Origin of the sequence: Xanthomonas sp. GPE 39 (genome assembly GCF_000963005.1) — a bacterium.
In the GTDB taxonomy this organism is placed as follows: Bacteria; Pseudomonadota; Gammaproteobacteria; order Xanthomonadales; family Xanthomonadaceae; genus Xanthomonas_A.
The window spans coordinates 2296040-2321334 of the sequence record NZ_JZHZ01000007.1 but is presented as its reverse complement, the minus strand read 5'-3'; the positions used below and the strand labels follow the sequence as shown (position 1 = coordinate 2321334).

The window sequence follows — 25295 nt, the reverse complement described above, 5'->3', positions numbered from 1 at the left end:
GGAAGATTCCTCAGTGCGGCGCGTCGGCGCCACGGGTGGAGATGACCTGGAAGCCGCGCTTGAGTTGCGCATCGCGGGCTTTTTCGAAGGCGGCATGGGCCTCGTGTTGATGCAGGTATTGTGCGCGCTTGAGTTGCGCGCGCCCGCCGATCTGGCCGCTTTCGCGTAATAGTTCCCAGCCACCGAACAGGTCCGGTTGCAGGATCAGTTGGATGTAGCGCGGCGGCTCGTTGCCGTTGGGGCGTTGTTGTAGGAAGACAAGCATGCATCGATTGTAGCTGTTGCTCGTGCGCGCGGCTCATCGGCACATGCTGGCCGGATGTTGGCGAAAACGCGGTTTCAGGTAGTTTCAGGTATTGCCATGTCACCCCATGCTTGCGGCAGTCGGGCTTGGAGGCGTCTACCGAGGTGTCGTGTCGCGTCCTCTTGCCTTTGCCGTCGTTGTGACGTCGCCGTGATTGGCATTGCCAACGCGTTCGCACACAATGCTGGAACCTATGCTATCGCGCATAGTCATTCACTCAGATTGCGGACCTGGCCGGCATGCAAGTCACAGAAATGCATCTTTTCCCGAGCAAAACGCCGATCTCAGTGCGGGGCTTGGTGCCTTGAAGCGCGCCGCCAACAATGATGCCGGTGCGGCGATGCACGCCAAGGCGCGAGGAGACACCCGTGTCTAAAATGCGCGCCAATCGCGGTGTGGGGCGGGGCGGGTTGCTTGCAGGGCTGATTGTGTCGTGCCTTGTGATCGCTGTCGTCTGGTACTGGATCGCGCATCGCCGCCAGCCGACGCCGGCTCCTACGCCATTGCGCGTGGAGACGATGACGGTTGCACCGCATAGGGTGCCGGACATCATCGAAACCTCGGGCACGATCACCTCGCCGCACACGGTCACTGTCCGCCCGCAGACCGACGGTGTGCTGCAATCGGCGCTGATTCACGATGGCGAGCAGGTCCACAAGGGACAACTGCTGTTCACGATCGATCCCCGGCCACTGCGCACAGCGCTGGCCCAGGCACGCGCCACTCTTGCGCGCGATCAAGCGCTCGCCGCCGATGCCGCCGATACCGAAGCGCGTTACAGCAAACTTTCCAAGACCGGCGCGGTCGATCCGAAGACCTACATCACAGCGGCCGAGGCGTTGCGGTCCTTGCGTGCAACCGTCGCTTCGGATCAGGCCCAGGTCGAGCAGACCCAGCTATCGCTAGCCTATACCCAGATTCGCGCGCCCATCGACGGGCGGGCTGGGGCCATCGCGGTCAAGCCGGGTAATCTCGTTTCCAACGGCGCGGCGACTGCGTTGGTGACCATCAACGTAAACGCGCCGATCGAGACGAGTTTCGCGCTTGCGCACGTACAGGTGGATGCCGTGCGCGCGGCACGCGCAGGGCGCGATGGCATCGGGTTGCCTGTCCTGGCGCTGGATTCGGTGAGTGGCAAACTGCTCGACCGTGGTCAGTTGTATTTTCTCGATAATGCCTTCGATACCAGTAGCGGGACGCTTGCACTGCGTGCGCGTTTCGCCAACGCCGACGGCACACTCTGGCCCGGGCAGTTCGTGACCGTGCGGGTGATCCTGGCGGAAGATACGCAGGTTCTGTCCGTTCCAGAGGGCGCGTTGCAGCAGGGGCAGCATGGTGCGTATGTCTACTGCGTGGTCAACGGGCGCGCGGTCTCGCGTCCGCTGAGCGTGGCCCGCTTGATCGATGGGCAGGCGGTGATCGCCAAGGGCTTGCGCACGGGCGATACCGTCATCCTGACGGTGCCAAATGAACTGCGCGATGGTTCCGCCGTGCAATCGAGCAATCAACGCACCGCGCAGGATGCGGCGGCGACGGGACGGCATGCGTGAATCTATCGGCCGTCTTCATCCGTCGTGCGGTGATGACATCGATCCTGATGATCGCGCTTGTGCTGGCAGGCGGCATGGCCTATTTCGCGCTGCCGGTGAGCGAACTGCCCGATGTCAGTTTCCCCACGATCACCGTCAACATGTCGCTTCCGGGCGCCAATCCCGAGACGATGGCGGCGGCCGTGGCGACACCGCTGGAGCGCCAGTTCAGCGGCCTGCAGGGGCTGGATACGATGAGCTCGACGAGCAGCGTCGGCGCCACGCGGATCGTCCTGCAATTTTCGTTGAGCCGCAATGTCGATGCGGCGGCGCAGGATGTGCAAAATGCGGTCTCGCAGGCGGCCGGACTGCTGCCGCGTGAAATCAATCCGGCGCAGATCCAGAAGGAGGATCCCAGCGCCGCGCCGATCATGCATCTGATCCTGCGCTCGAAGACAATCGCGCTGCCACTGCTCAACCAGTTCGCCAAGGACCGTGTCGCGTTGCGTCTGGCCTCGGTGCCGGGTGCCGGGCAGATCGACGTCAACGGCGCGCAGAAGTATGCCGTGCGTCTGTTCGTCAATCCGCACCTGCTCGCCGCCCGACATCTGGGATTTGACCAGATCGTTTCTGCCGTGCAGGCGGGTAACAGCAACGCGCCGGCAGGAACGCTGATGGGGCGTGCGCGTTCCTACACCGTCAAGGCCGATGGGCAGCTCAAGACGGCGGCCGATTTCGACAAACTGGTCTTGACCTACGCGGACGGCGCGCCGGTGCGTTTCCAGGATGTCGGACATGCACAAGATAGTGTTGAAAACCTGCAGACCGCGGCGTCCCTCAACGGCCAGCGTGCGATTGAGATCAACATTCATCGTCAGCCGGGGGCCAATACGTTGTCGGTGACGAAAGGCATCCAGGCGGCGCTGCCAGGGATTCGCGCGCAACTGCCCGGTGATGCCGAACTCGACGTGCTCTACGACCGTGGCGACTACATCGGTGCGTCGGTGGAGGACGTGGAATGGACGCTGGTTGGATCGCTGGTGCTGGTGATCGTCGTGATCCTGCTCTTTCTCCGCAGTTGGATCGCGACGTTGATCGTCGCCCTGGCGCTGCCGACCTCGTTGATCGGCACCTTCGCGGTGATGCACCTGTTGCACTACAGCCTCGATAATATCTCGATGCTGGCGCTGACCTTGTCGGTCGGCTTTGTGGTCGACGATGCGATCGTCGTGATCGAGAATATCGTCCGCCATGCCGAACAGGGTGCCAGCCGCATGGAGGCGGCGATGACCGCCTCCAAGGAAATCGGTTTCACCGTGTTGTCGATGACGCTTTCGTTGTCGGCGGTATTCTTGCCGATCGTGTTCATGGGCGGCTTGGTCGGACGGCTGTTCTCCGAGTTTGGCATGGTGATCGCGATCGCGGTCATCCTCTCCGGGATCATCTCGCTCACGCTCACGCCGATGTTGGCCAGTCGCTGGCTCGATCCGAAGAAGAGTTCGGGCTGGGTGTTCGAACGCTTCGACCGGCTCATCGACGCATCCGAGCGCGGTTATACGCGCTCCCTCGAATGGGCCACGCGCCACGTCGGCTTGATGTTCGTGATCGGCATCGCGACGTTGTTCGGTACGGCGGGTGTCTATGCCATTGTCGATAAGGGTTTCATTCCCCAGGTCGATTCCGGAAAGATCGATGGTGAGACCCGCGTGCCGGAAGGCACCGCTTTCGACGATTTCGTTGCCAAACAGAACGCGGTGGTCAAAATTATTCAAGCCGACCCGAACGTCGCCAATGTGGAATCGGTGATCGGTTCGAGCGGCACGCTCAGTAACAGTGGACGCTTGCTGATCGGGCTTAAACCGCTTTCCGAACGCAAGGGCACCGCGGACGATGTCATTCAGCAGGTCCGCGCGAAGGTGGCCAAGATTGAAGGCATCACGCTCAACATGCGCAATCCTCCTGCGATCGACATGGGGCCGACGGCGTCGAACGGATCCTTGCAATACGTGCTGCAGTCCACCGACCAGAAGGCGCTGTACGCCCAGTCGGAGACGATCCTGCAAAGTATCAAGCGTCTTCAGCAGATCCAGGATCCGAAAAGCGACCTGCAGATCAAGAATCCCGAAATCGATGTGATTCTGCATCGCGAGCAGGCCGCATCCTTGGGCGTCACCGCCGCCGGTGTGCAGGACACACTGCAAAGTGCATACGGCGGACGCAAGATCAGCACCATCTATGGCGACACCGATCAGTACGAGGTGCTCCTGCAGGTTGCGCCATCGGCACAGGCCGATCTCAATGCGCTGGATGCCCTGTCGTTCAATGGCAACCAGAATCCGGGTATCACGGCGATCGGTACACAGACCTCCAACAGCAGTTCGGGCACCAGCGCGGTGTTGACTGCCGCAGGCGGCCCGATGGTGCCGCTTCGCGCGGTGGCGGACGTGCGCATGGGCGTCGGTCCGGTGGCGATCAACCACTATGCCGGCCTGCCAGCGGTGACGCTGTCGATGAATCTGGCGCCCGGTGTCGCATTGGGCGATGCCGCTGCGGGGATCGGCAACCTGATGGCGCAGACGCTCGGCAAGGGCGACGCACGCGCTATCAGCGGCCAGTTCGCCGGCTCGGCGCAGGCGTTCGAAAATTCGTTGAAGACGCTGCCGATGCTGCTGCTCATCACGGTGCTGCTGATCTACGGCGTGCTCGCGATTCTTTACGAGGATGCGTTGCACCCGATCACGATCCTGACCTCGCTTCCGCTCGCCGGATTCGGTGCCATTTTCATGTTGGTGCTTTTCAGGCAGGAGTTGAATCTTTTCAGTTTTGTCGGTCTTATTCTGCTGGTCGGGCTGGTCAAGAAGAACGGCATCATGATGGTGGATTACGCGCTGGAACTGGAGCGTTCTGGCGAGGAACAATGGAAGAATCCACGCGCGGCGATGATCGAAGCGGCGAAGGTGCGCTTCCGTCCGATCATGATGACGACCCTCGCGGCGGTCCTTGGCTCGTTGCCCATCGCGCTGGGTTTCGGTGCAGGCGCCGAAGCGCGCCGCCCGCTCGGCATCGCGGTCGTGGGCGGCTTGCTCTTTTCGCAGGCGTTGACGCTCTATCTGACACCAGCGTTCCATATCGCGATGGCGGAATGGATGCTGCGCCGCCGTGCGCGTCGCGGCGGGAACACGCCGCCGCCTGCGCCATCGATGGCAGAGCCGGCCTGATGCGTTATATCGCCGTCATTGTGGTGTGCCTGCTGTCGGCATGTCGCCTGGCACCGGTCTATGTACGTCCCGCACCGCCGATACCGCCGTCGTGGCCGGCAGGCGACGCCTACTTGGCGCAGAACGAAGCGGCACTGCCTTCGCTCACCTATCGGCAAATATTTCGTGACCCGCGGCTACAGCGTCTGATTGCGCAAGCATTGGACAATAATCGGGATTTACGGATTGCCATTGCCAACATCGCCCAGGCGCGTGCGCAATATCGGATCCAGCGCGCCGAATTGCTGCCCGAGGTCAGTGGGACGGCGAATGGCGTGCGTTCTTATCGAGGCAGGGGCGCGGCAGCGGCGCCAGCCACGGCAGGCGGGTCGGACGCAACGACGGTTGTCGCCCCAGCGCAAGGCGATAGCCGCGATTACAGCCTCGGTGTCGGCATCACCGCCTTCGAGATCGACCTGTTCGGACGGGTCCGCTCGCTGACCACTGCCGCGCAACAGCGTTACCTGGAACAAGAGGCCGCCGCGCGCGCCACCCGTCTGACGTTGGTCGGTGACATCGCCACGGCGTGGTTGACCTACGCCAGTGACAACAGCCTGCTGAAGATCGCGCAGGACACGGTGCAAAGCGCAAGCATGAGCGTTGCGCTGACCCGGCAGCGTTTCGAGGGGGGGATCGCGCCGCATTCGGATCTGTATCAGGCCAACCAAGTGCTGCATACGGCGCAATCGGACTTGGCCGAGCAGACCACCGCGATGGCCCAGGACCTCAACGCGCTGCGTCTGCTGGTGGGTGGCCCGGTGGATCCGGCCCTGTTGCCTGGCTCGATCCAAGACGCTGCGGCGAGCATCGGCGAACTGCCGGCTGGACTGGATTCGAGCATTCTGCTGCGCCGGCCTGACGTGGTGCAGGCGGAGTACGAATTGCGCGCGGTCAATGCCCAGATTGGCGCCGCTCGCGCAGCGTTGTTCCCGCGCATCACCCTGACCGGCATGCTGGGGTTGAGCAGTACGGCACTGTCGGACTTGTTCACGCACGCCGCATTCAACAGGACGGTGGGGGTTGGTGCGAGCGCTGCCATTTTCGACGCCGGCGCGGCGCGAGCCAATGTGAAATACACCCAGGCACAACGCGACGCCGCATTGGCGACATACGAAAAGACCCTGCAAACCGCCTTCAGCGAAGTCTCCGATGCGCTGGCTAGACGCGGCACCATCGATGCGCAGTTGCTTGCACAGCAAAATCTCGTGGCCGATTCGGCCAGCAACTATCAATTCAGCGATCAGCGCTATCGCGGCGGTGTCGAGCCGTTCCTGTCCAATCTCGATGCGCAGCGCAGCTACTACGCGGCACAACGCGGTCTGGTCACGACGGAGCTGGTCAAGGCGACCAATCGGGTGACGCTGTATCGAACCCTCGGCGGCGATGCGACGTTGGAGAGCGTGCAGAACTGAGTCGGCCTGAGCGTTTGTTCGCCGCGCAATGCCTGCTGCTGCATTGCGCCAGACATCGCGGCAGGCGCCAATGCGTGAGCGTCGCGGCGGTGTTGCCGCTCAGCCGGTGGCTAGCACCGCCAGGACCTCGGCTTCGTCCACGTCGGGGACGATTTCGGCGTGACCGATGCCACGCCACAACACCAGGCGTAGGCGACCGGCCAGGTTTTTCTTGTCCAGGCGCATGCGTGCCAGCAATGCTTGCGGTGCCAGTCCGCTCGGCAATGTCGTGGGGAGGCCGAAGTCGATGAGCTGGGCGCGCAGCCGCGCGGTGTCCTGTGCCGAAGCCAGGCCCAGTCGTGCCGATAATTCGGCGGCCAGTACCATGCCCACCGCGATCGCTTCGCCATGGTTGAGGTTGCTGTTATCGGGTGCGCCGTAGCCTTGTTCGGTCTCGATGGCGTGGCCGAAGGTGTGGCCGAGGTTGAGCAGGGCGCGCTCGCCTTTTTCCAGTGGATCGCGGGCGACGATGTCGGCTTTGTGTTCGCAACTGCGCGCGATGGCCTGCGCCAGTGCGGCAGGGTCGGCCGCCAGCAGCGCGTGGCGTTCGGCGTGCAGCCATTCGAAGAACAGCGGGTCGCGGATGGCGCCGTACTTGATTACCTCGGCTAATCCAGCACGCAATTCCCGTGGCGGCAGCGTGCGCAGTGTGGTGGTGTCGGCCAGCACGGCGCGCGGCGGATGGAATGCGCCGACGAGGTTCTTGCCTTGCGCGATGTCCACTGCGGTCTTGCCGCCGACCGAGGAGTCGACCATCGCCAGCAGCGTGGTCGGCAACTGCACGCAGTCCACGCCACGCATCCAGCATGCGGCGGCGAAGCCGGCCAGGTCGCCGACCACGCCGCCGCCCAGGGCCAGCACGCAAGCGTCGCGGGTGGCGCCGAGTTCGGCCAGGGCGGTAATCGCCCCGCCGAAACTGTCCAGGGTCTTGGACGCCTCGCCGGCGGCGATCACGAATGCGCCGATCTGCAACTGCGGGCATGCGGCCAGCAATGCCTCGCGGACCTGCTGCGCATACAGCGGCGCGACGTTGCTGTCGCTGAGCAGCAGGACATGGCGGCCACGCACGTGTGTGGCCAGCAAGGTGCCGTTGTCGAGCAGTCCCGGCTCGATACGGATGGTGTAGGCCGGGTCGCCAGCGACCTCGACCGTGCGCGATGCGGCGCTCATACAGTGGGTTCCGGAAGTTTCCACGACGCGATCAGGCGCACGACCAGTTGTGCGGTGGCCTCGGCGGGAGTGAGGTTGTCGGTGTCCATGATTAGGTCGGCGACCTCGCGGTACAGCGGCTCGCGCACCGCTTGCAAGTCACGCAGTACCTGCTCGCGGTCTCCTTCTTGCAACAGCGGGCGGTTGCGGTCGCGTTGCAGGCGCTGCAATTGCTCGTCGACGCCGACACGCAGGTACACCACGAAGCCGTGTTCGCGCATCTCGCGGCGGCTGTCGGGGTTGAGCACGGCACCGCCACCAGTGGAAATGAGGTGGCCGGGAGTATCCAGCACGCTTTGCAGGAAGGCGCGCTCGTGCTCGCGGAAGCCTGCTTCGCCGCTTCGCTCGAACAGTGCGGGGATGCTAGCGCCGGTGCGCTCGACGATGGCCTGGTCGCTGTCGACGAAGACCAGACAGAAGCGCTCGGCCAGGCGGCGGCCGATGACACTCTTGCCAGCGCCCATCGGGCCGACCAGCACCAAATTGGGGGCGGGATTCATCCCCAGATGCTAGCAGAGACACGCCTCGCCCCGCGCGTTGGCGCAGCGCTGCGCCAACGCGCGTGCGTCGGCCAGCGCCTGGGGCGACAATAGCGCTTCGTCCGCTGAGTATTTGCCGTCATGCCCGATCTCTACCAGGAAGCGTTGTCCACGTTCACCGACCTATTTGCCGAGGCGCGCGTCAGCGACGAGGCCGAATACAACGCCATGGTGGTGTCCTCGGCGACGCTGGAAGCACGTCCATCCTCGCGGGTCGTGCTGCTGAAGGCCTATGACGCGCGTGGTTTTGTGTTCTATAGCCATCTAGACAGCCAGAAGGGACGCGAGTTGCAGGCCAATCCACAGGCATCGTTGTTGTTCCTGTGGCGACGCATGCGCGAAGACGGCGTGCAGGTGCGTATCGATGGCGAGGTGCATCTTGTTGCCGATGCCGAGGCCGATGCGTATTTTGCCTCGCGCCCGCGCATGAGTCAGATCGGTGCCTGGGCCTCGGCGCAATCGCATACGCTGCACTCGCGTGAAGAGTTCGAGGAGCGCGTGGCCAAGGCCGAGGCCAGCTTCGAAGGCCGCGAGGTGCCGCGCCCGGACGGTTGGGGCGGGTTTCGCGTGATTCCGCGCAGTTTCGAGTTCTGGTACGGCGCCAAGTACCGCCTGCACGAGCGCTGGCGCTACGAGGCCGACGTTGCGGGCCACTGGAGCAAACGCATGCTGTTCCCATGACCGAGACGTTCTCGGTTCGCGCCGCGCTTGCAGCGGACCTGCTTTTGCGCGTGTTGGCCTAGGCCGAACGCATCGTGTATCTGGTTGTCTTGCGCGATCGAGTCTGATCTCAGCCGGCTCAGCGCATTGTTTGCCCGAACCATGATCCTGCAGGTCTGGGATGCGCTCGGCGCCCACTGGGTTGTAGCGTCGGCTCCAATTCAGTCGTTGGCTGCCGATAGGGCGCGACCACGCTCGGCGGCCGCGGCGATTGCGGTGGCAGTCAGTGCTTCGAAGCCGCCTGTTTGAAAAGTCTCGATTGCGGCCTGGGTGGTGCCATTGGGCGAAGTCACCCGTTGCCGCAGGACGCTCGGCGCTTCGCCGGACTCGGTCAGCATGCGCGCGGCACCGAGCAGGGTCTGCTGTACCAGCGTGCGTGCGCTGTCGGCGGGCAAGCCTTGCGCGATGCCGGCGGCTTCCATCGCCTCGGCGAGCAGAAACACGTAGGCTGGGCCGCTGCCGGATACGGCGGTGACCGCGTCGATCAACGCCTCGTCCTCGACCCACACGGTGACTCCGGCTGCAGCCAGTAGCTGCTCGACGTGCGCACGCTGAGGAGCGCTTGTACGGGCATTGGCGAACAGACCACTGACACCGGCGCCGAGCAGGGCGGGCGTGTTCGGCATCGCCCGGATCAGGGCGTGTCCGCCGCCCAACCAGCGGTCCAGTTGGTTGGTGGTGATGCCGGCGGCGATCGATACCAACAGTGGTCGCTGCGCCAGTGCCAGCGCTGCCACCTCGCTGCAGACGCTACGCAGTACCTGCGGTTTGACCGCGAAGATCCACACGTCGGCGCCGTCGACCGCTGCGGTGGCGGTGTCCCATGCCCGGACGGCGTAGTCCGCGACCAACGCCTCGCGCAACGCGGCAACCGGTTCGGCGACACGGAGGCGCTGTGGATCGACGCCCTGGCGGATCAGGCCGGCGATCAGGCTGCGCGCCATATTGCCGCCACCGATGAAGGCGATGTTGGTGGCGGTAGCGGCGTGGGAAGCGGAAGACATTGCACAGCACCGTCGCGGCGGAAAGGAAGCGACATGGTAGCGGCTGCGCCACGCAGCGGTGCAGCGGCGCGGTGCGGTGCGGCTGCTGGCGGCATGCTGTGCGGCGCTGGATATCGTGCCGGCGCTGGTCTGCTACGCCGGCGCGGGCAGGCTCAGTTCGCCTCGGTGAACGTGATCGAAGGCATATTGCCCCCAGCGATGTAACACTTGCCTAGATACAGGTTGTTGGTCTCGGCGGTGGTGCCGCCCGCCGTGCAGGTCGGGGCGGCCGTGTCGCCATTGAACGCGGCCACTTTCACCGTGATCGACGAACCCCGGTTGAAATTCGCGCGCGATGAATTTGAATTGCCGAATACGTTGAATTCCGAATCCGTCCATACCGTGGCGATATCGACCGCGCTGTCACTGGCGCTGACGCTGTGGGCAGTGTTGCCATTGGTGAAGGTCACGGTATCCAGGCCGTTGACGTTCGCCGAGGCGGTCAGCTTGAGGTTGGCCAAATGCGTGGCCGGCACGCTGGGCAACACGACGGCGTTGCTGTTGCGATAGCAACTGACATTGCCGTCGCTGACCCAGCCACTGGGGCAGTCGGAGCCGTAGCCCTGCAGCCAGTACTGCATGAATAGTCCTGCCTGGTTCTCGGAACCGCCGTTGGCGTAGATGAATTGTTGCCACACTGTGCAGTCTGATCGGTCTGCGCATGCGCTGGTGGTGGCATCGTCGTTTGAATTGATCTGCAACGAGTATTCGTCGGGACCGAGGCCGCCGCTGCCGTTGAGGCCGCGCTCGGAGGTGACGCCGCTGACCTTGGGGAAGCTACCGACGATCTTGCTGATGAGCGTATCGGAGCTGAGCACGTCGTCGCCGCCGTTGCCGACGGCTTGGATGGTGCGCATGCGGGTGTTGCGCGGGTGCGGATTGGAGTACAAGCCAGGCGGCAGGGTTGTGCAGGTGTCGGCTTGCCAAGTGGTGTCGGGGTAGTTGGCGTGGAAGCAGCCTTCTGCCGGCGTGGGCTGATGCGCCATGGTCTCGCGCCAGTTTTGATGCGCCTGGACTTCCTCGGGGGTCATCCGTGCTTCGTTCGTATCCCATGCCGCCGCTGGTGCGGCGGTTGCTGCGGTTGAATGCAGCAACGCGATCAAGCAGGAGCCAAGCAATGATTTGGTGGATGCTTTCATCTTTGATGATCTCATTGGCGCCGAGCACATTCGGCCATGGGCGGCGGACAGCCCGTCGCCGGGGCGTATCAGAGCCTGACCTCACGGACCAAGAATGTGAACCGTTTAACGGATTGCGGCGGCGGAGACCGTGCGCTGTCGCTGTCTTCGAAAGTAATTGTGGATTCCGTCAATAATTCAATATTTTTCAATAAGTTGTAATGATGTGAGGGCGCGGGAGCTGAGCCGGGGGGAGGGGGCGTTGCCGCTGCGGTGGGTGCGGCCTGCCTGTGCGTGTCTGCACACGTTTATTGCGCCATCTGTGGCGTGCGTGCACCGAACAGCGCGGTGCCGATACGCACCAAGGTCGCCCCCGCTGCGATCGCCTGGGCGAAATCACCGCTCATGCCCATCGATAGCGTATCCACCTGCGGGTAGGCGTCGCGCAGGCGTTCGAATAAGGTGCGCATGCGCATGAAGGCGGCTTGGCGGCGTTCCGCCTCGGGCCAGGGCGCGGGAATGGCCATCAGCCCGCGCAAGGCCAATGCCGGCTGCGTGGCGATGGCGGCGGCCAGGGACTCCATCTGATCGGGGTGACAGCCGTGCTTGCTGGCTTCGTCGTCGATGTTGACCTGGATCAACACATTCAGCGGTGCCCGCGTGCCGGGCCGGCCCTTGGCCAGTGGGGCGATCAGTTTGGGCCGGTCCACGCTCTGTACCCAGTCGAACAGGCTTGCCGCCAGCTCGGCCTTGTTTGACTGCAGGTGCCCGATCAGATGCCATTCCAGGCCGGCCTGTGCTAAGGCGGCGATCTTGTCCGCCGCCTCCTGCACGTAGTTCTCGCCGAATGCGCGTTGTCCCTGCGCGGCCAGCGCCGCGACCGCCGCCGCTGTCTGGGTCTTGGACACCGCGAGCAGGTGCGCGGGCGGCCGCCCAGCGGTGTCGGCGGCGCGGTCCATCTCCAGGCGGATCTGTTGCAGCGTGACGTGGCTCACGGGGGGGCGATTCCGGTAGGGGGAAGGGCGCTATACTGCCGGTCGGGGAATCATCCTTCCAGTCGCAGCCCAAGGGGGAAAGCAGCGCATGGATATTGCTGAACTATTGGCATTTTCGGTCAAGAACAAGGCGTCGGACCTGCACCTGTCCGCAGGCTTGCCGCCGATGATCCGGGTCGACGGCGATGTGCGCCGGATCAACATCCCGGCCCTGGACCATAAGCAGGTCCATGCGTTGGTCTACGACATCATGTCGGACCGGCAACGTCGCGACTACGAGGAATTCCTTGAGGTCGACTTCTCGTTCGAGATTCCCAGCCTGGCGCGGTTTCGCGTTAACGCGTTCAACCAGAACCGTGGCGCTGGCGCGGTGTTCCGGACCATTCCTTCGGAAGTGCTGACCCTGGAAGACCTGGGCTGCCCGCCGATTTTCCGCCAATTGATCGACCAGCCGCAGGGGCTGATCCTGGTGACTGGGCCGACCGGTTCCGGCAAGTCGACCACCCTGGCGGGCATGATCGACTACATCAACAAGAACGAATACGGCCACATTCTCACGGTCGAGGATCCGATCGAATTCGTGCACACCTCGCAGAAGTGCCTGATCAATCAGCGCGAGGTGCACCGCGATACTCTCGGATTCAACGAAGCGCTGCGTTCGGCCTTGCGCGAAGACCCCGATATCATCCTGGTCGGTGAGTTGCGCGATCTGGAAACCATCCGTCTGGCGCTGACCGCCGCGGAAACTGGCCACTTGGTGTTTGGCACCTTGCACACCAGTTCGGCCGCCAAGACCATCGACCGCATCATCGACGTGTTTCCCGCTGGCGAAAAGCCGATGGTGCGTTCGATGCTGTCCGAATCGCTGCGAGCGGTGATTTCCCAGGCGCTGCTGAAGAAGGTCGGCGGCGGCCGCGCCGCCGCCTGGGAGATCATGGTCGGTACCCCGGCGATTCGTAACCTGATTCGCGAGGACAAGGTGGCGCAGATGTATTCGGCGATCCAGACCGGTCAGCAGAGCGGCATGCAGACCCTGGACCAGCATCTGCAAGACCTGGTCAAGCGCAGTTTGATCACCCGGCACCAGGCCCGCGAGTATGCCAAGGACAAGCGGATTTTCGAATGAGACCTGGCCACAGGCATGCTCATCTCTTTTAGCGTAACTTGATATTCCATCAGATGGGCCGGATAGGATCGGGATCAGCCGCGTGTGCTGTTCGCATCCTGAGCCCGAGTCCCGGAGCCACAGCATGAGCGCCACCGACTTCACCTCGTTCTTGAAATTGATGGCGCACCAGAAGGCGTCGGATCTGTTCATCACCTCGGGCATGCCGCCGGCGATCAAGGTGCATGGCAAGATCAGCCCGATCACGCAGACGCCGCTGACCCCGCAGCAAAGCCGCGACATGGTGTTGAACGTGATGACGCCGGGGCAGCGCGAGGAATTCGAGAAGACCCACGAGTGCAATTTCGCCATCGGCGTGTCTGGTGTTGGCCGTTTCCGCGTCAGTTGCTTCTATCAGCGTAACCAGGTCGGCATGGTGTTGCGCCGGATCGAAACGCGCATCCCCGGCGTGGACGAACTGAGCTTGCCGCCGGTGATTAAGACCCTGGCGATGACCAAGCGCGGCATCATCATCTTCGTTGGTGCGACCGGCGCCGGTAAATCGACCTCGCTGGCGGCGATGATCGGTTATCGCAACCAGAACTCCACCGGACACATCATCACCATCGAAGATCCGATCGAGTTCGTGCACAAGCACGAGGGCTGCATCATTACCCAGCGCGAGGTCGGGATCGATACCGATAGCTGGGAAAACGCATTGAAAAATACCCTGCGTCAGGCACCGGATGTGATCATGATCGGCGAGGTGCGCACCCGCGAGGGCATGGACCACGCCATCTCCTTCGCCGAAACCGGCCACCTGGTGCTGTGTACGTTGCACGCCAATAACGCCAACCAGGCAATGGACCGCGTGATCAACTTCTTCCCCGAGGACCGTCGCAGTCAATTGCTGATGGATCTATCGCTGAACCTGCGTGGCGTGGTCGCCCAGCAATTGATCCCGACCCCGGATGGCAAGAGCCGTCGGGTGGCGATGGAGATCATGCTCGGGACTCCGTTGATCCAGGATTACATCCGCGATGGCGAGATCCACAAGCTCAAGGACGTGATGAAGGAGTCCATCAACCTGGGCATGCGCACCTTCGATCAGAGCTTGTTCGAGTTGTATCAGGCCGGCGAGATCAGCTACGAGGATGCGCTGCGTCATGCCGATTCGCAGAACGAAGTGCGCCTACGCATCAAGTTGGCCCAGGGCGGCGACGCCAGAACCCTGTCGCAGGGCTTGGACGGCGTCGAGATCGCCGAAGTACGTTGAGTTGGTTTGCTTGCAGCATCCGCTGACAGGGTTGGGTCAGCTCTCGCGCATCCATGGCGGGTTCAATCGCGCGATGCGCGCGTATGCCGGGCAGTCGGCTCGATGCGCACCGGGTAGATAGCCCAGACTCATCAAGAATTCGCCGGTGATCTCGCCGCCGGTGAAGCGGAACGTGCGTTTGAACAGTGCGACCCACTCGGGCTTGCTAAGTGGATGGTGCACATCCAGCCAGTTGGCGAAGCTGCCGTGAGCAGCGCGTAGGCCCAGGATCACCTGCGCGTTGTGGATCGCTGCTTGCACTTTGAGACGGTTGCGGATGATGTCGGGATCGGCGAGCAGGCGTCGTACATCGGCCTCGCCATAGGCCGCGACCGTGTCCACGTCGAACCCGGCGTAAGCGGCGCGGAAGCCTTGGCGCTTTTTCAACATCAGTTCCCAACTCAGCCCGGCCTGATTGATCTCCAGCACCAGGCGCTCGAACAGGACCCTGTCGTCGCGTTGCGGCACACCGTATTCGGCGTCGTGATAAGGGCCATGCAAGGGATGCCCGGGGGCGATGTCGCAATAGCTGCTCATGCGGGAGGTGTCCGTCAATCGTCTTTGTCGTCGTGCGTGGGCTTTAGCGCGGCGTGCTGCGCGCCCGGTAATCGCAAGATCATGCCAGGTCACACACAGCGTCAAGCGAACGTCTGCTGCCACAAGCGCGGGGTATCGAGGCGCAGCAGCGACAGCGAGAATATCGTCGGTACGGTCAGCACCAAGGCATCCCAGCACACTCTTACGCCCAGCGCGCCGAACGGCCATACGCCGGTCTCGGCGCCGCGTTGCGCCAGATACAGCGCGGCACCTTGCAGCAGGGCCACAAGGACGATAAGCGCGCGGCTCTGGCGTGGTAGATCGGTGGGCATGTCCATATGCTGCGGTATCCTTGGGAGCGCGCATCGCGCGATGTCGGGTGATTATGCCGATCATTGCAATCGACCGCAGCGCGCGTGCAGCAGGGGCGATAGAATGGACGCATGTCTGCCTTGCCCACGCCCCTGGCCAACCAACTGCTGATCGCGCTGCCGGCGCTGTCTGACCCCAACTTCGCGCGTAGCGTGGCGCTGATCTGTCAGCACGACGAGAACGGCGCGATGGGCGTGGTGGTCAACCGTGCTTCCGAATACACACTGGGCGAAGTGCTGGCGCAGATGGGCATCGCGACCATCGATGCGGCGTTGCGCGAGCAGGTGGTACTCAATGGCGGGCCGGTGCATCCGGAACGCGGCTTCGTGATTCACGACGGCGATCACCCCTGGAATTCGAGTCTGGCATTCGCCGAGGGCTTGTACCTCACCACCTCACGCGATGTGCTCGAAGCGATGGCACGTGGCGAGGGGCCGCGTAATGCGGTGGTCGCGCTGGGTTGCGCGGGCTGGGGGGCCGGGCAGCTCGAATACGAACTGGGCGAGAACAGTTGGCTGACCGCGCCAGCCGATGCGGAGTTGCTGTTTGTACTCCCGCTGGAGCGGCGTTGGCTGACCGCGGCCGGACGCATCGGCGTGGATCTGTTTCGCCTCACCGACTACAGCGGGCATGCCTGAAACTGTCACCCTCACTCCTGGCAACGACGGCTCCGCCACGATCCGTCACGACGCGACCGTGCTTGGTTTCGATGTTGGCCATCGTCGTATCGGCGTGGCGGTCGGCAGCCGTTTCGGCAGCGGCGCACGTGCACTGGCGGTGATCGACGTGCATGCGCAAGGGCCGGATTGGCCGGCGTTGGATCGCCTGCATGCCCAGTGGCGCCCGCATGGGTTGGTGGTCGGCGACCCGCTCACCCTCGATGGTGCCGATCAACCCAACCGCAAGCGCGCCCATGCCTTTGCCCGTGAACTCGGTGCGCGCTATCGCCTGCCGGTGGTGCTGGTCGACGAACGTTCCAGTTCGGTCGAGGCGGCTCAGCGTTTTGCCGTGGATCGTGCCGCTGGCCGTAAGCGCCGTCGTGATGCCGATGCGCTGGACGCGCTGGCGGCTGCCGTGATCGTCGAGCGTTGGTTGGCCGCGCCCGACGACGCGATTTCTCCTCTCTGACTGTTTGCCCGGATTCGTTATGACATATCCGCAACTCGATTCTCATGGACGCCTGCGTCATTTGCTCACCCTGGAAGGACTGCCGCGTGAGGTCCTATTGCAACTGCTGGACCGTGCCGGCCAGATCCGCGACGCGGCGGTGGGACGTGTCGGCAAGCGCAGCGTGCTGGCTGGGAGCGCGGTGTGCACGCTGTTCTTCGAGCCTTCCACGCGCACCCGTAGTTCGTTCCAACTGGCCGCACAGCGGCTGGGCGCGGACGTGTTGAACTTCGATGCCTCCACCTCGTCCACGCGCAAGGGCGAAACCGCGCGCGACACGTTGAAAAATCTGGAAGCGATGGGGGTACGCGGCTTCATCGTGCGCCATCCGGAGGACGGCGCAGTCGCGCAGCTTGCCGAAGCGGCGGGCGAGGGAACTGCGCTGATCAATGCCGGCGATGGCCGCAGTGCGCATCCAACCCAGGGCCTGCTCGACATGCTGACCCTGCGCCATGCCAAGGGCGGCGATTTCTCCAAGCTCAAGTTGATCATCGTCGGCGACGTCAAACACTCGCGCGTGGCGCGCTCGGACCTGCATGCCCTGCGCACCTTGGGTGCGGGCGAGGTGCGCGTGTGCGGCCCGCAGACGCTGTTGCCGGACGACGATACCCTGCGCGGCTGCGTGGTCGGCGATGACCTCGACGCCATGCTCGAAGGCGTGGACGCAGTGATGATGCTGCGGCTACAGCGCGAACGCATGGAGGAGGGCCTGGTGGCATCGCTGGAGCAGTACCACGCCCAGTATGGCCTCACCGCCGAACGCTTGCGTCGCGCGTCCAAGGACGCCGTTGTGCTGCATCCGGGTCCGATCAATCGCGGCGTGGAGATCACCGACGAAGTCGCCGATGGCGCGCAATCGTGCGTGCTGCGCCAGGTCGCCAACGGTGTGGCGGTGCGCATGGCGGTGCTGGAGACACTGTTGGGTTGAGCGGCGTGGGCCATGAGGGGCGTGGCCGACTGCGGCGCTCGCCCCTTCCGGCATATCCGTGTCGGGCCGATTCGGCTTAGCATTGACGATGGTTCTGCCCACGGATGCCACCATGCACTACGATTTGCGTCGCGCCAGTTGCGCTGCGGTTTGCTTTTTCTGCCTCGCCTTCGCCCAAGCGCGTGCCGCTGCTCCGGTGTCGGCGTCGACCAGTGCATACGATCCGCTCGCTCTGTTCGCCCCGCTGCAGTTGCCGCAACCAGCCACGGCCTACCGCAGCGGTAGTGGCGTTCCTGGGCCGCTGTATTGGCAGAATCGTGCCGACTACACCTTGCAGGTGACGCTGGAACCGGACACGCATACGCTCCGAGGCCAGGAAACCATCACCTACAGCAATCGCAGCCCGGATACGCTGGATGTGCTGTGGCTGCAACTTGACCAGAACTTGTATCGCGCCGACGCACGTGCGCGCAGCCTGCATGCCGCGCGCGCCGACCGACCAGCCACCGACGGCGACCGCATTGCGAGAGTGGAACTGGAGCAGGACGGCAAGCGTGTGCCGGCGAAGTTCCTGGTCGACGACACCCGGATGCGGGTGGATTTGCCGCAGCCGCTGCGCAGCGGCAAAGCACTCAAACTGCACATCGACTATGCCTATACCGTGCCTGGCACCTGGGGCGGTCGCACGGCGGTCACCCCGACCCGCGATGGCGATATCTACGAAATCGCACAGTGGTATCCGCGCATGGCGGTGTACGACGATCTGCGCGGCTGGGACACACAGCCCTACCTAAACGCTGAGTTTTATCTGGAATACGGCGATTTCGACTACGCGGTGACAGTGCCGTGGAACTATCTCGTTGCCGGCTCTGGCGAACTGGTGAACCCCACGCAGGTGTTGACGGCCACGCAGCGCCAACGGCTGGCCCAAGCTGCTGCCAGCGACCGTACCGTGACCATCCGTGGCGCTGACGAAATCGGCGACCCGGCCAGTCGCCCCAGCGCCAGCGGTACCCAGACTTGGCGCTTCCATATGGACCATACCCGGGATGTGGCATTTGCCGCCTCGCCGGCGTTCGTCTGGGATGCCGCGCGCATCAATCTGCCGCAGGGCCGGCACGCGCTGGCGATGTCGGTGTACCCGCGCCAGTCGGTCGGTGCCGATAAGTGGGGGCGTTCCACTGAATTTGTGAAAGCGTCGATCGAGCATTTTTCGCAGTGGTATCCGTATCCGTGGCCGGTGGCGGTGAATCTCGGTGGACATGGCGCCGACATGGAGTATCCCGGCATCGTTTTCGAGGACATGGACGATAGTGGCAAGCAACTGTTCTGGATCACTGCTCATGAACTGGGACATGGCTGGTTCCCGATGATCGTCGGTTCCAACGAGCGTCGTCATGCGTTCATGGACGAAGGGTTCAACACCTTCATCGATGTCTATGCTTCCGACGCATTCAATCACGGCGAATACGCGCCCAAGCGCGACGGCGAATACGCGCCGAATGGCGGCAACCCGGTGGACGAAATCCTGCCGCTGCTGGCCGATGTGCAGGCACCGACGTTACTCGCCCATGCCGATGCCACACGCGAGACCTATCGACATCCGGTGATCTATTTCAAGGCAGCTCTGGGTCTGGTGCTGTTGCGCGAACAAATCCTCGGGCCGGCGCGCTTCGACCCGGCTTTCCGCAAGTACATCGCCACCTGGGCCTACAAGCATCCGACACCATCGGATTTCTTCCGGCTGATGGAAAGCGAGTCCGGCGAGGATCTGGCCTGGTGGTGGCGCGGTTGGTACTTCAACAACTGGCAACTGGACATGGGTGTTCAAGCCGCCGCGTATGTCGACCACGATCCGGCCAAGGGCTTACTGGTCACTCTGCGCAGCCGGCAGAAGCTGGTGATGCCGGCGACGTTGCGTATCGATTTCGCCGATGGCCACCATCTGGACCAGCGTGTGCCGGTCGAAACCTGGATGCAGCAGACCGAGCCGCAGATTCGCGTGCCAAGCACGCAGAAAGTGCTTCACGTCACGCTCGATCCCGACCACGTGTTGCCTGACGCCGACCGTGGCGACAACCGCCTGGACAGGGTGAGCTGAGTCGGGGCGCACCGTTTGCACTGCATTGCAGTGGCTACAGCACCACCGCGCGAACGTGCTGCAAGCGCAGTCAATGGGTTACCGCAACAAATGGCATGCTCTATCCCGTGAGTGTCGTTGTGCGCGCAAACTTGCCTTATTGCCGAAATTGTGCGTGCCCCATCAGATTGCATGAGTGATCTGCGTTGCGTTTCCTCGTTCCTCATGAGGCAGGAATCAAAACGGATGCTCATTGGTTCGTAAAGAACCTGGGGTACTGGCCGTTACAGTCAAGCGAGCACTCAAAAAGATATCGCCGCTGTGGTGGGTACGAAGTGTGCTTTTGTCTTTCCTCCTCATCTCGTCTGACTGGGAGGCTGGCAGATGTGTCGCGTGATCCTTGAGCGTGGCGCGTGCTCCTCCAACTTTCTCATTATTTGGTGATCTGATGATCCATTTCCTTCAACGCTACAACGTCGGCACGCGCCTATCTTCGGCCTTTGGTGTGCTCATTTTGCTTTCCTGCGGTCTGGTCGTCGCCGGTTTGATCGCATTGGCTCAGGCGCGTGACCGAATGGAACTGATCGTCAAGCGCAACATGACCATCCTCGATTACACCAGCACGATGCGCGGCTCAAGCTCAGCCATTGCCGTGCAACTGCGTAACATCGTGTTGCCGACCTCGCAGGAAGACAACATCGGTTTCGCCAAGATCATCGAGCAACAGCGCGCCTCTTATATTGAAGCGCACGACAAGCTTTATAAGATTCCTGTGCTTAGTGAAACTGGTATGCAGATGCGTCGGCAGATCGACCAAACCTACGAGCGCGCCAGGGCTGCCAACCAGAAAGTGTTAGATCTTGGCATGAACGACAAGTCTGACGAGGCGCTAAAGCAGTTGATGGTGAATGCAGCGCCTGCCACGCAGAAGTGGCAGGACGCGATCAACGCGTATGCCAATCGGCAGCGCGACAACAACACCACTGCCTACAATCTCGCCAATAAAGCGATGAATAATGGCCGCATGCTACTGATCCTGGGTGGTGTTGCCGTATTGGTCGTCAGCAGCCTGCTGGCGTGGTTGATCACCCGTAGTCTGAGCTTGCCGTTGAATCGTGCGACCCGCGTTGCCGAGGCGATTGCGGGGGGCAATCTGGATAACGACGTGCGCACCGCCGCCAAGGACGAGACCGGCCGGCTGTTGATCGCGATGGATGGGATGCAGCAGCAGTTACGCAGCCTGATCGGCGCGCAGTTGGAGATGGCCAAGCGCCACGATGCCGGCGAGGTCAGTCATCGTATCGATGCGCAGACGTTCCCAGGCGATTACGGGCGCATGGCGGCGGAAACCAATGCGCTGGTGTCCTCGCACCTGGCGGTCAAGAGCAAGCTGGCACAGATCATGGGGCGCTATGCGATTGGCGATCTGAGTCAGGACATGGATCGCCTGCCCGGCGAGGAAGCGGTGTTGAGCAAGACCATGGACGAGGTGAAGGCAAACCTGTCGGCGATGAACGGGCAGATCAAGCAATTGGCGCACTCGGCGGCGCATGGTGACTTCGCCGCGCGCGGGGATGCCGAGCGCTTCCAGTACGACTTCCGGGTGATGGTGGAGAGCCTCAATCAACTGATGTCCACCGCCGATGGCAATTTGCAGTCCTTGTCGGCGCTGTTGCAGGCGATTGCGGCGGGCGATCTGACCGCACGCATGCGTGGCGACTTCCACGGTGTGTTCGCGCAGATGCGCGACGATGCCAATGCCACGGCCGAGCAACTGGCCAGTATCGTCGGGCGAATCAAGCAGTCGGCCAGTTCGATCAACGCTGCCGCCAGTGAAATCGCCACGGGTAACGATGACTTGTCGCAACGGACCGAGCAGCAGGCGGCGAGCCTGGAGGAAACGGCCGCTTCGATGGAGGAGCTGACCTCCACGGTGAAGCAGAATGCCGAAAGCGCCCGCCAAGCCAACCAACTTGCTGTCGGCGCCGCGTCGGTGGCCTCGCAAGGCGGTGCGGTGGTCGATCAAGTGGTGCAGACCATGAGCGGCATCGAGGCGGCCTCGAAGAAGATTGCCGACATCATCAGCGTGATCGATGGCATCGCATTCCAGACNGTTGATCGACGACTCGGTGACTCGCGTGGCGGAAGGTTCGCAGTTGGTGGATCAGGCGGGCAAGACGATGCAGGAGATCGTGTCCTCGGTGCAGCGCGTGACCGACATCATGGGCGAGATTTCTGCGGCTTCGCAGGAGCAGTCAGCGGGCATCGAGCAGGTCAACCAAACGGTGACGCAGATGGACGAGAGTACGCAGCAGAACGCGGCGCTGGTGGAAGAAGCCACGGCTGCGGCGCGTTCGATGGAGCAGCAGGCGGTGGAGTTGAGCCAGGCGGTGGCGTTGTTCAAGCTCGATGCCTCTGCGGCGATGCCGCCGCGTCAGAGCAAGGCGGCGGTGGCGTCCGTGGTGAAGCCGGTCGTGGCCGCCACGCGACGCGAGCGGCCGGTTGCGGCGGTAGCGCTGGAGAAGGGTTGGCAGGAGTTCTAAGCCACGTCCTTGTGGAACGATGGCGCTGCTGCGCGGCGCCATCGGACATGGTTGTATCGGGTATTACAGTTCTGGGCCAGAGGCGTTGAGCCTAGGACACGCCAAGATCAAGTCATGGCTGACCATGACGGCCGCGTTACTACATTCACTGCACGTCGGCCTACAGTTCCTGGCTCAACCAGGTCGAGCGCTGGTTTGCTCTGATCACCCTGCAGACGATCCGGCGTGGATCCTTCGACCCGGCGGCTGATCTGAAATGCAAGATCAATGCGTTCGTCGAGCACTACAACCAACACCTTCGACCGTTCAATGGACTGCCACCGCTGACTCGATCCTCGCCAAGGTCGAACGACGCTGCAAAGTTTTCAACGCAGCGGAGCACGAGTGCCTACTGCATTCACATCGTTCGCTTCGCCAGAGATTTTATCGTGCACGATGCAGTGCGGTCCGGTCAGTGTGTGCTTGGCACTGCGGCAATATTTTGCAACTTGGCTCGCACGCGAATTTCATGCAGATCAACCGATTCGGGTCGGATTCTTGGATTCCATAAATTATGCATTTATTTACATGAATTAATTTGAGGGTCGACGCCCATGCCTATTAAGTTTTCCTGATGGTCGCCGTTATACCGCCCAAGCACTGCGTTGAAGGGGCTGTAGTTGCTGAATCTAAGAATTTTTAGGTTCATTACGCTTGCTTGCCCATATCGATGTAGCTCACTACAGCGCTGGAGTGTCATGTGCCTGCCGGGCGTTGCATTTTGTTTCTCTCCTTATCACGGAGTCGTTCCTCATGATCGCTTTCCTTCAGCGCTACAACGTCGGTGCTCGACTCTCCACGGCGTTCGGCTTGCTTATCCTGCTTTCCTGCTCGCTCGTCGTTGCTGGGCTTGTCACCCTCGTTCAGGCGCGCGGACGGTTGGACGGGATTGTCAATTACAACATTGCCGCAATACGCGCATCCAACGACATGCTCGACTCGAGTTCGGCCGTCGCCATCAATCTGCGCAACATCGTGTTGCCGACCTCTCAGGAGGACAACATCCGTTTCTCCAAGGTGATCGCTCAGCAGCGCGGGCGCTATCTCGCAGCGCGCAAGCGGTTGGATGAGATTCCAAGTGACGCGCAAAGCCTTGCCACGTTGGATGAGGTCGACCGCATGCGGGCGAGTTCAGTCGAGATCAATAACCGCGTCATCGACCTTGGTATGCATGACAAGGCACAAGAGGCGCTGGATTTGATGATGAGCAAGTCCGTTCCGGTGGTGCAGAAGTGGCAAGATGCCATTGCTGTCTATGCGGATTTGCAGGCCAAACGCAGTAGCGATGCCTATGCCGAGGCGAGAGCGGCGATGGGGCGTGGGCGCAATTTGCTCATTGCCGGTGGCGTTCTCGTGGTCCTGGTCAGCAGTTTATTGGCCTGGTTGATCACGCGCAGTCTGACCATGCCGCTGAATCGTGCGACCCGCGCTGCCGAGGCGATTGCGGCGGGCAATCTGGATAACGACGTGCGCACCGACGCCAAGGACGAGACCGGCCGGCTGTTGATCGCGATGGATGGGATGCAGCGGCAGTTGCGCAGCCTGATCGGCGCACAGTTGGAGATGGCCAAGCGCCACGATGCCGGTGAGGTCAGTCATCGTATCGATGCGCAGACGTTCCCCGGCGATTATGGGCGGATGGCGGCGGAAACCAATGCACTGGTGTCCTCGCACCTGGCGGTCAAGACCAAGCTGGCGCAGATCATGGGGCGCTATGCGATTGGCGATCTGAGTCAGGACATGGATCGCCTGCCCGGCGAGGAAGCGGTATTGAGCAAGACCATGGACGAGGTGAAGGCGAACCTGTCAGCGATGAACGGGCAGATCAAGCAATTGGCGCACTCGGCGGCGCATGGCGACTTCGCCGCGCGCGGGGATGCCGAGCGCTTCCAGTACGACTTCCGGTTGATGGTGGAGAGCCTCAATCAACTGATGTCCACGGCCGATGGCAATCTACAGTCCTTGTCGACGCTGCTGCAGGCGATTGCGGCGGGCGATCTGACCGCGCGCATGCATGGCGAGTTCCACGGTGTGTTCGCGCAAATGCGCGACGATGCCAATGCCACGGCCGAGCAACTGGCCAGTATCGTCGGGCGAATCAAGCAGTCGGCCGGTTCGATCAACGCCGCCGCCAGTGAAATCGCCACGGGTAACGATGACTTGTCGCAACGGACCGAGCAGCAGGCGGCGAGCCTGGAGGAAACGGCCGCTTCGATGGAAGAGCTGACCTCCACGGTGAAGCAGAACGCGGAGAATGCACGCCAAGCCAACCAACTTGCTGCCGGCGCCGCGTCGGTGGCCTCGCAAGGCGGTGCGGTGGTCGGTCAAGTGGTGCAGACGATGAGTGGTATCGAGGCGGCCTCGAAGAAGATTGCCGACATCATCAGCGTGATCGATGGCATCGCATTCCAGACCAATATTCTGGCGCTCAACGCGGCGGTGGAAGCGGCGCGCGCCGGCGAGCAGGGACGTGGATTTGCGGTGGTGGCGAGCGAAGTGCGGACGTTGGCGCAGCGTTCGGCGAATGCGGCCAAGGAGATCAAGGGGTTGATCGACGACTCGGTGACTCGCGTGGCGGAAGGTTCGCAGTTGGTGGATCAGGCGGGCAAGACGATGCAGGAGATCGTGTCCTCGGTGCAGCACGTGACCGACATCATGGGTGAGATTTCTGCGGCTTCGCAGGAGCAGTCAGCGGGCATCGAGCAGGTCAACCAGACGGTGACGCAGATGGACGAGAGCACGCAGCAGAACGCGGCGCTGGTGGAAGAAGCCACGGCGGCGGCGCGTTCGATGGAGCAGCAGGCGCTGGAGTTGAGCCAGGCGGTGGCGTTGTTCAAGCTCGATGCCTCTGCGGCGATGCCGCCGCGTCAGAGCAAGGCGACGGTGACGTCCGTGGTCAAGCCGGTCGTGGCTGCCACGCGACGCGAGCGGCCGGTTGCGGCGGTAGCGCTGGAAAAGGGTTGGCAGGAGTTCTAAGCCGCGCCCGTGTGCAACGATGGCGCTGCTGCGCGGCGCCATCCAGCAGGTTGTAACGGATTTCTCAT

The 25295-nt window shown here is 62.7% G+C and carries 18 protein-coding genes and 2 pseudogenes; 12 read left to right on the top strand and 8 right to left on the bottom strand.

Annotated elements, in window-relative coordinates:
- Window positions 1–10: 10 nt before the first annotated feature.
- On the bottom strand, window positions 11–265 hold the full coding sequence (locus tag XALGPE39_RS09780) for a WGR domain-containing protein (protein WP_045728019.1): 255 nt from the start codon (window positions 263–265) through the stop codon (window positions 11–13).
- A 416-nt stretch (window positions 266–681) separates the two neighbouring features.
- Here XALGPE39_RS09780 and XALGPE39_RS09775 point away from each other — a divergent pair, with 416 nt between their 5' ends.
- The 3 genes from XALGPE39_RS09775 to XALGPE39_RS09765 are packed head-to-tail and all read left to right on the top strand — an operon-like array spanning window position 682 to window position 6502.
- A complete protein-coding gene (locus XALGPE39_RS09775) occupies window positions 682–1854 on the top strand; it encodes an efflux RND transporter periplasmic adaptor subunit (RefSeq protein ID WP_235429897.1) in 1173 nt (390 codons plus the stop codon).
- Window positions 1851–5051: an efflux RND transporter permease subunit gene (locus XALGPE39_RS09770; RefSeq protein ID WP_045728018.1), complete on the top strand. Its 3201-nt coding sequence runs from the start codon at window positions 1851–1853 to the stop codon at window positions 5049–5051. Before XALGPE39_RS09775 ends, XALGPE39_RS09770 begins: the two co-directional genes overlap by 4 nt.
- Window positions 5051–6502 (top strand): efflux transporter outer membrane subunit, encoded by a 1452-nt coding sequence (locus tag XALGPE39_RS09765; protein WP_052690092.1) that lies wholly within the window; start codon window positions 5051–5053, stop codon window positions 6500–6502. The genes XALGPE39_RS09770 and XALGPE39_RS09765 overlap by 1 nt, the downstream gene beginning before the upstream one ends.
- Window positions 6503–6601: 99 nt before the next feature.
- On the opposite strand, the gene aroB is transcribed toward XALGPE39_RS09765, so the two are convergent.
- Both aroB and XALGPE39_RS09755 read right to left on the bottom strand, forming a co-directional pair.
- Window positions 6602–7711, bottom strand: coding sequence for a 3-dehydroquinate synthase (gene aroB / locus XALGPE39_RS09760; RefSeq protein WP_045728017.1), 1110 nt, complete (start codon window positions 7709–7711; stop codon window positions 6602–6604).
- A complete protein-coding gene (locus XALGPE39_RS09755; RefSeq protein WP_045728016.1) occupies window positions 7708–8250 on the bottom strand; it encodes a shikimate kinase in 543 nt (180 codons plus the stop codon). Before XALGPE39_RS09755 ends, aroB begins: the two co-directional genes overlap by 4 nt.
- Before the next feature lie 120 nt (window positions 8251–8370).
- Here XALGPE39_RS09755 and pdxH point away from each other — a divergent pair, with 120 nt between their 5' ends.
- Window positions 8371–8970 carry a pyridoxamine 5'-phosphate oxidase gene (gene pdxH / locus XALGPE39_RS09750; protein WP_045728015.1) on the top strand — a complete coding sequence of 200 codons (600 nt, stop codon included), beginning with the start codon at window positions 8371–8373 and terminating at the stop codon, window positions 8968–8970.
- Between the two features lie 200 nt (window positions 8971–9170).
- Here pdxH and proC read toward each other — a convergent pair whose 3' ends face one another.
- From proC to XALGPE39_RS09735, 3 genes are all read right to left on the bottom strand, one after another.
- On the bottom strand, window positions 9171–10013 hold the full coding sequence (gene proC / locus XALGPE39_RS09745; protein ID WP_045728014.1) for a pyrroline-5-carboxylate reductase: 843 nt from the start codon (window positions 10011–10013) through the stop codon (window positions 9171–9173).
- Between the two features lie 152 nt (window positions 10014–10165).
- The gene (locus XALGPE39_RS09740; protein WP_045728013.1) at window positions 10166–11191 is read right to left on the bottom strand and encodes a hypothetical protein; all 1026 of its coding nucleotides are present in this window, start codon (window positions 11189–11191) and stop codon (window positions 10166–10168) included.
- Between the two features lie 287 nt (window positions 11192–11478).
- A complete protein-coding gene (locus tag XALGPE39_RS09735) occupies window positions 11479–12141 on the bottom strand; it encodes a YggS family pyridoxal phosphate-dependent enzyme (protein WP_255352743.1) in 663 nt (220 codons plus the stop codon).
- Window positions 12142–12253: 112 nt separating this feature from the next.
- Between XALGPE39_RS09735 and XALGPE39_RS09730 the strand changes: the two genes are divergently transcribed.
- Complete coding sequence (locus XALGPE39_RS09730; RefSeq protein WP_045728012.1) at window positions 12254–13291, top strand: type IV pilus twitching motility protein PilT; 1038 nt, start codon at window positions 12254–12256, stop codon at window positions 13289–13291.
- Window positions 13292–13415: 124 nt separating this feature from the next.
- Entirely contained in the window at window positions 13416–14546 is a 1131-nt protein-coding gene (locus tag XALGPE39_RS09725; RefSeq protein ID WP_045728011.1) for a PilT/PilU family type 4a pilus ATPase, read from the top strand.
- A gap of 36 nt (window positions 14547–14582) precedes the next feature.
- Here the strand turns inward: XALGPE39_RS09725 and XALGPE39_RS09720 are convergent, their stop codons facing one another.
- Entirely contained in the window at window positions 14583–15122 is a 540-nt protein-coding gene (locus XALGPE39_RS09720) for a DNA-3-methyladenine glycosylase I (RefSeq protein ID WP_045728010.1), read from the bottom strand.
- 116 nt (window positions 15123–15238) lie between these two features.
- Window positions 15239–15460: pseudogene (locus tag XALGPE39_RS09715) on the bottom strand (DUF4153 domain-containing protein); the annotation flags it as partial.
- Window positions 15461–15565: 105 nt separating this feature from the next.
- On the opposite strand from XALGPE39_RS09715, the gene XALGPE39_RS09710 reads away from it, so the two are divergent.
- From XALGPE39_RS09710 to XALGPE39_RS09685, 6 genes and pseudogenes are all read left to right on the top strand, one after another.
- Window positions 15566–16132 (top strand): YqgE/AlgH family protein, encoded by a 567-nt coding sequence (locus XALGPE39_RS09710; protein ID WP_045728008.1) that lies wholly within the window; start codon window positions 15566–15568, stop codon window positions 16130–16132.
- A complete protein-coding gene (ruvX, locus tag XALGPE39_RS09705; protein ID WP_045728007.1) occupies window positions 16125–16622 on the top strand; it encodes a Holliday junction resolvase RuvX in 498 nt (165 codons plus the stop codon). The genes XALGPE39_RS09710 and ruvX overlap by 8 nt, the downstream gene beginning before the upstream one ends.
- 19 nt (window positions 16623–16641) lie before the next feature.
- On the top strand, window positions 16642–17589 hold the full coding sequence (locus XALGPE39_RS09700; RefSeq protein ID WP_045728006.1) for an aspartate carbamoyltransferase catalytic subunit: 948 nt from the start codon (window positions 16642–16644) through the stop codon (window positions 17587–17589).
- A 112-nt stretch (window positions 17590–17701) separates the two neighbouring features.
- Window positions 17702–19690, top strand: coding sequence for a M1 family metallopeptidase (locus XALGPE39_RS09695; RefSeq protein ID WP_045729110.1), 1989 nt, complete (start codon window positions 17702–17704; stop codon window positions 19688–19690).
- 427 nt (window positions 19691–20117) lie between these two features.
- Window positions 20118–22212: pseudogene (locus XALGPE39_RS16455) on the top strand (methyl-accepting chemotaxis protein).
- A gap of 792 nt (window positions 22213–23004) precedes the next feature.
- Window positions 23005–25227 (top strand): methyl-accepting chemotaxis protein, encoded by a 2223-nt coding sequence (locus XALGPE39_RS09685; protein ID WP_045728005.1) that lies wholly within the window; start codon window positions 23005–23007, stop codon window positions 25225–25227.
- Window positions 25228–25295: the final 68 nt, after the last annotated feature.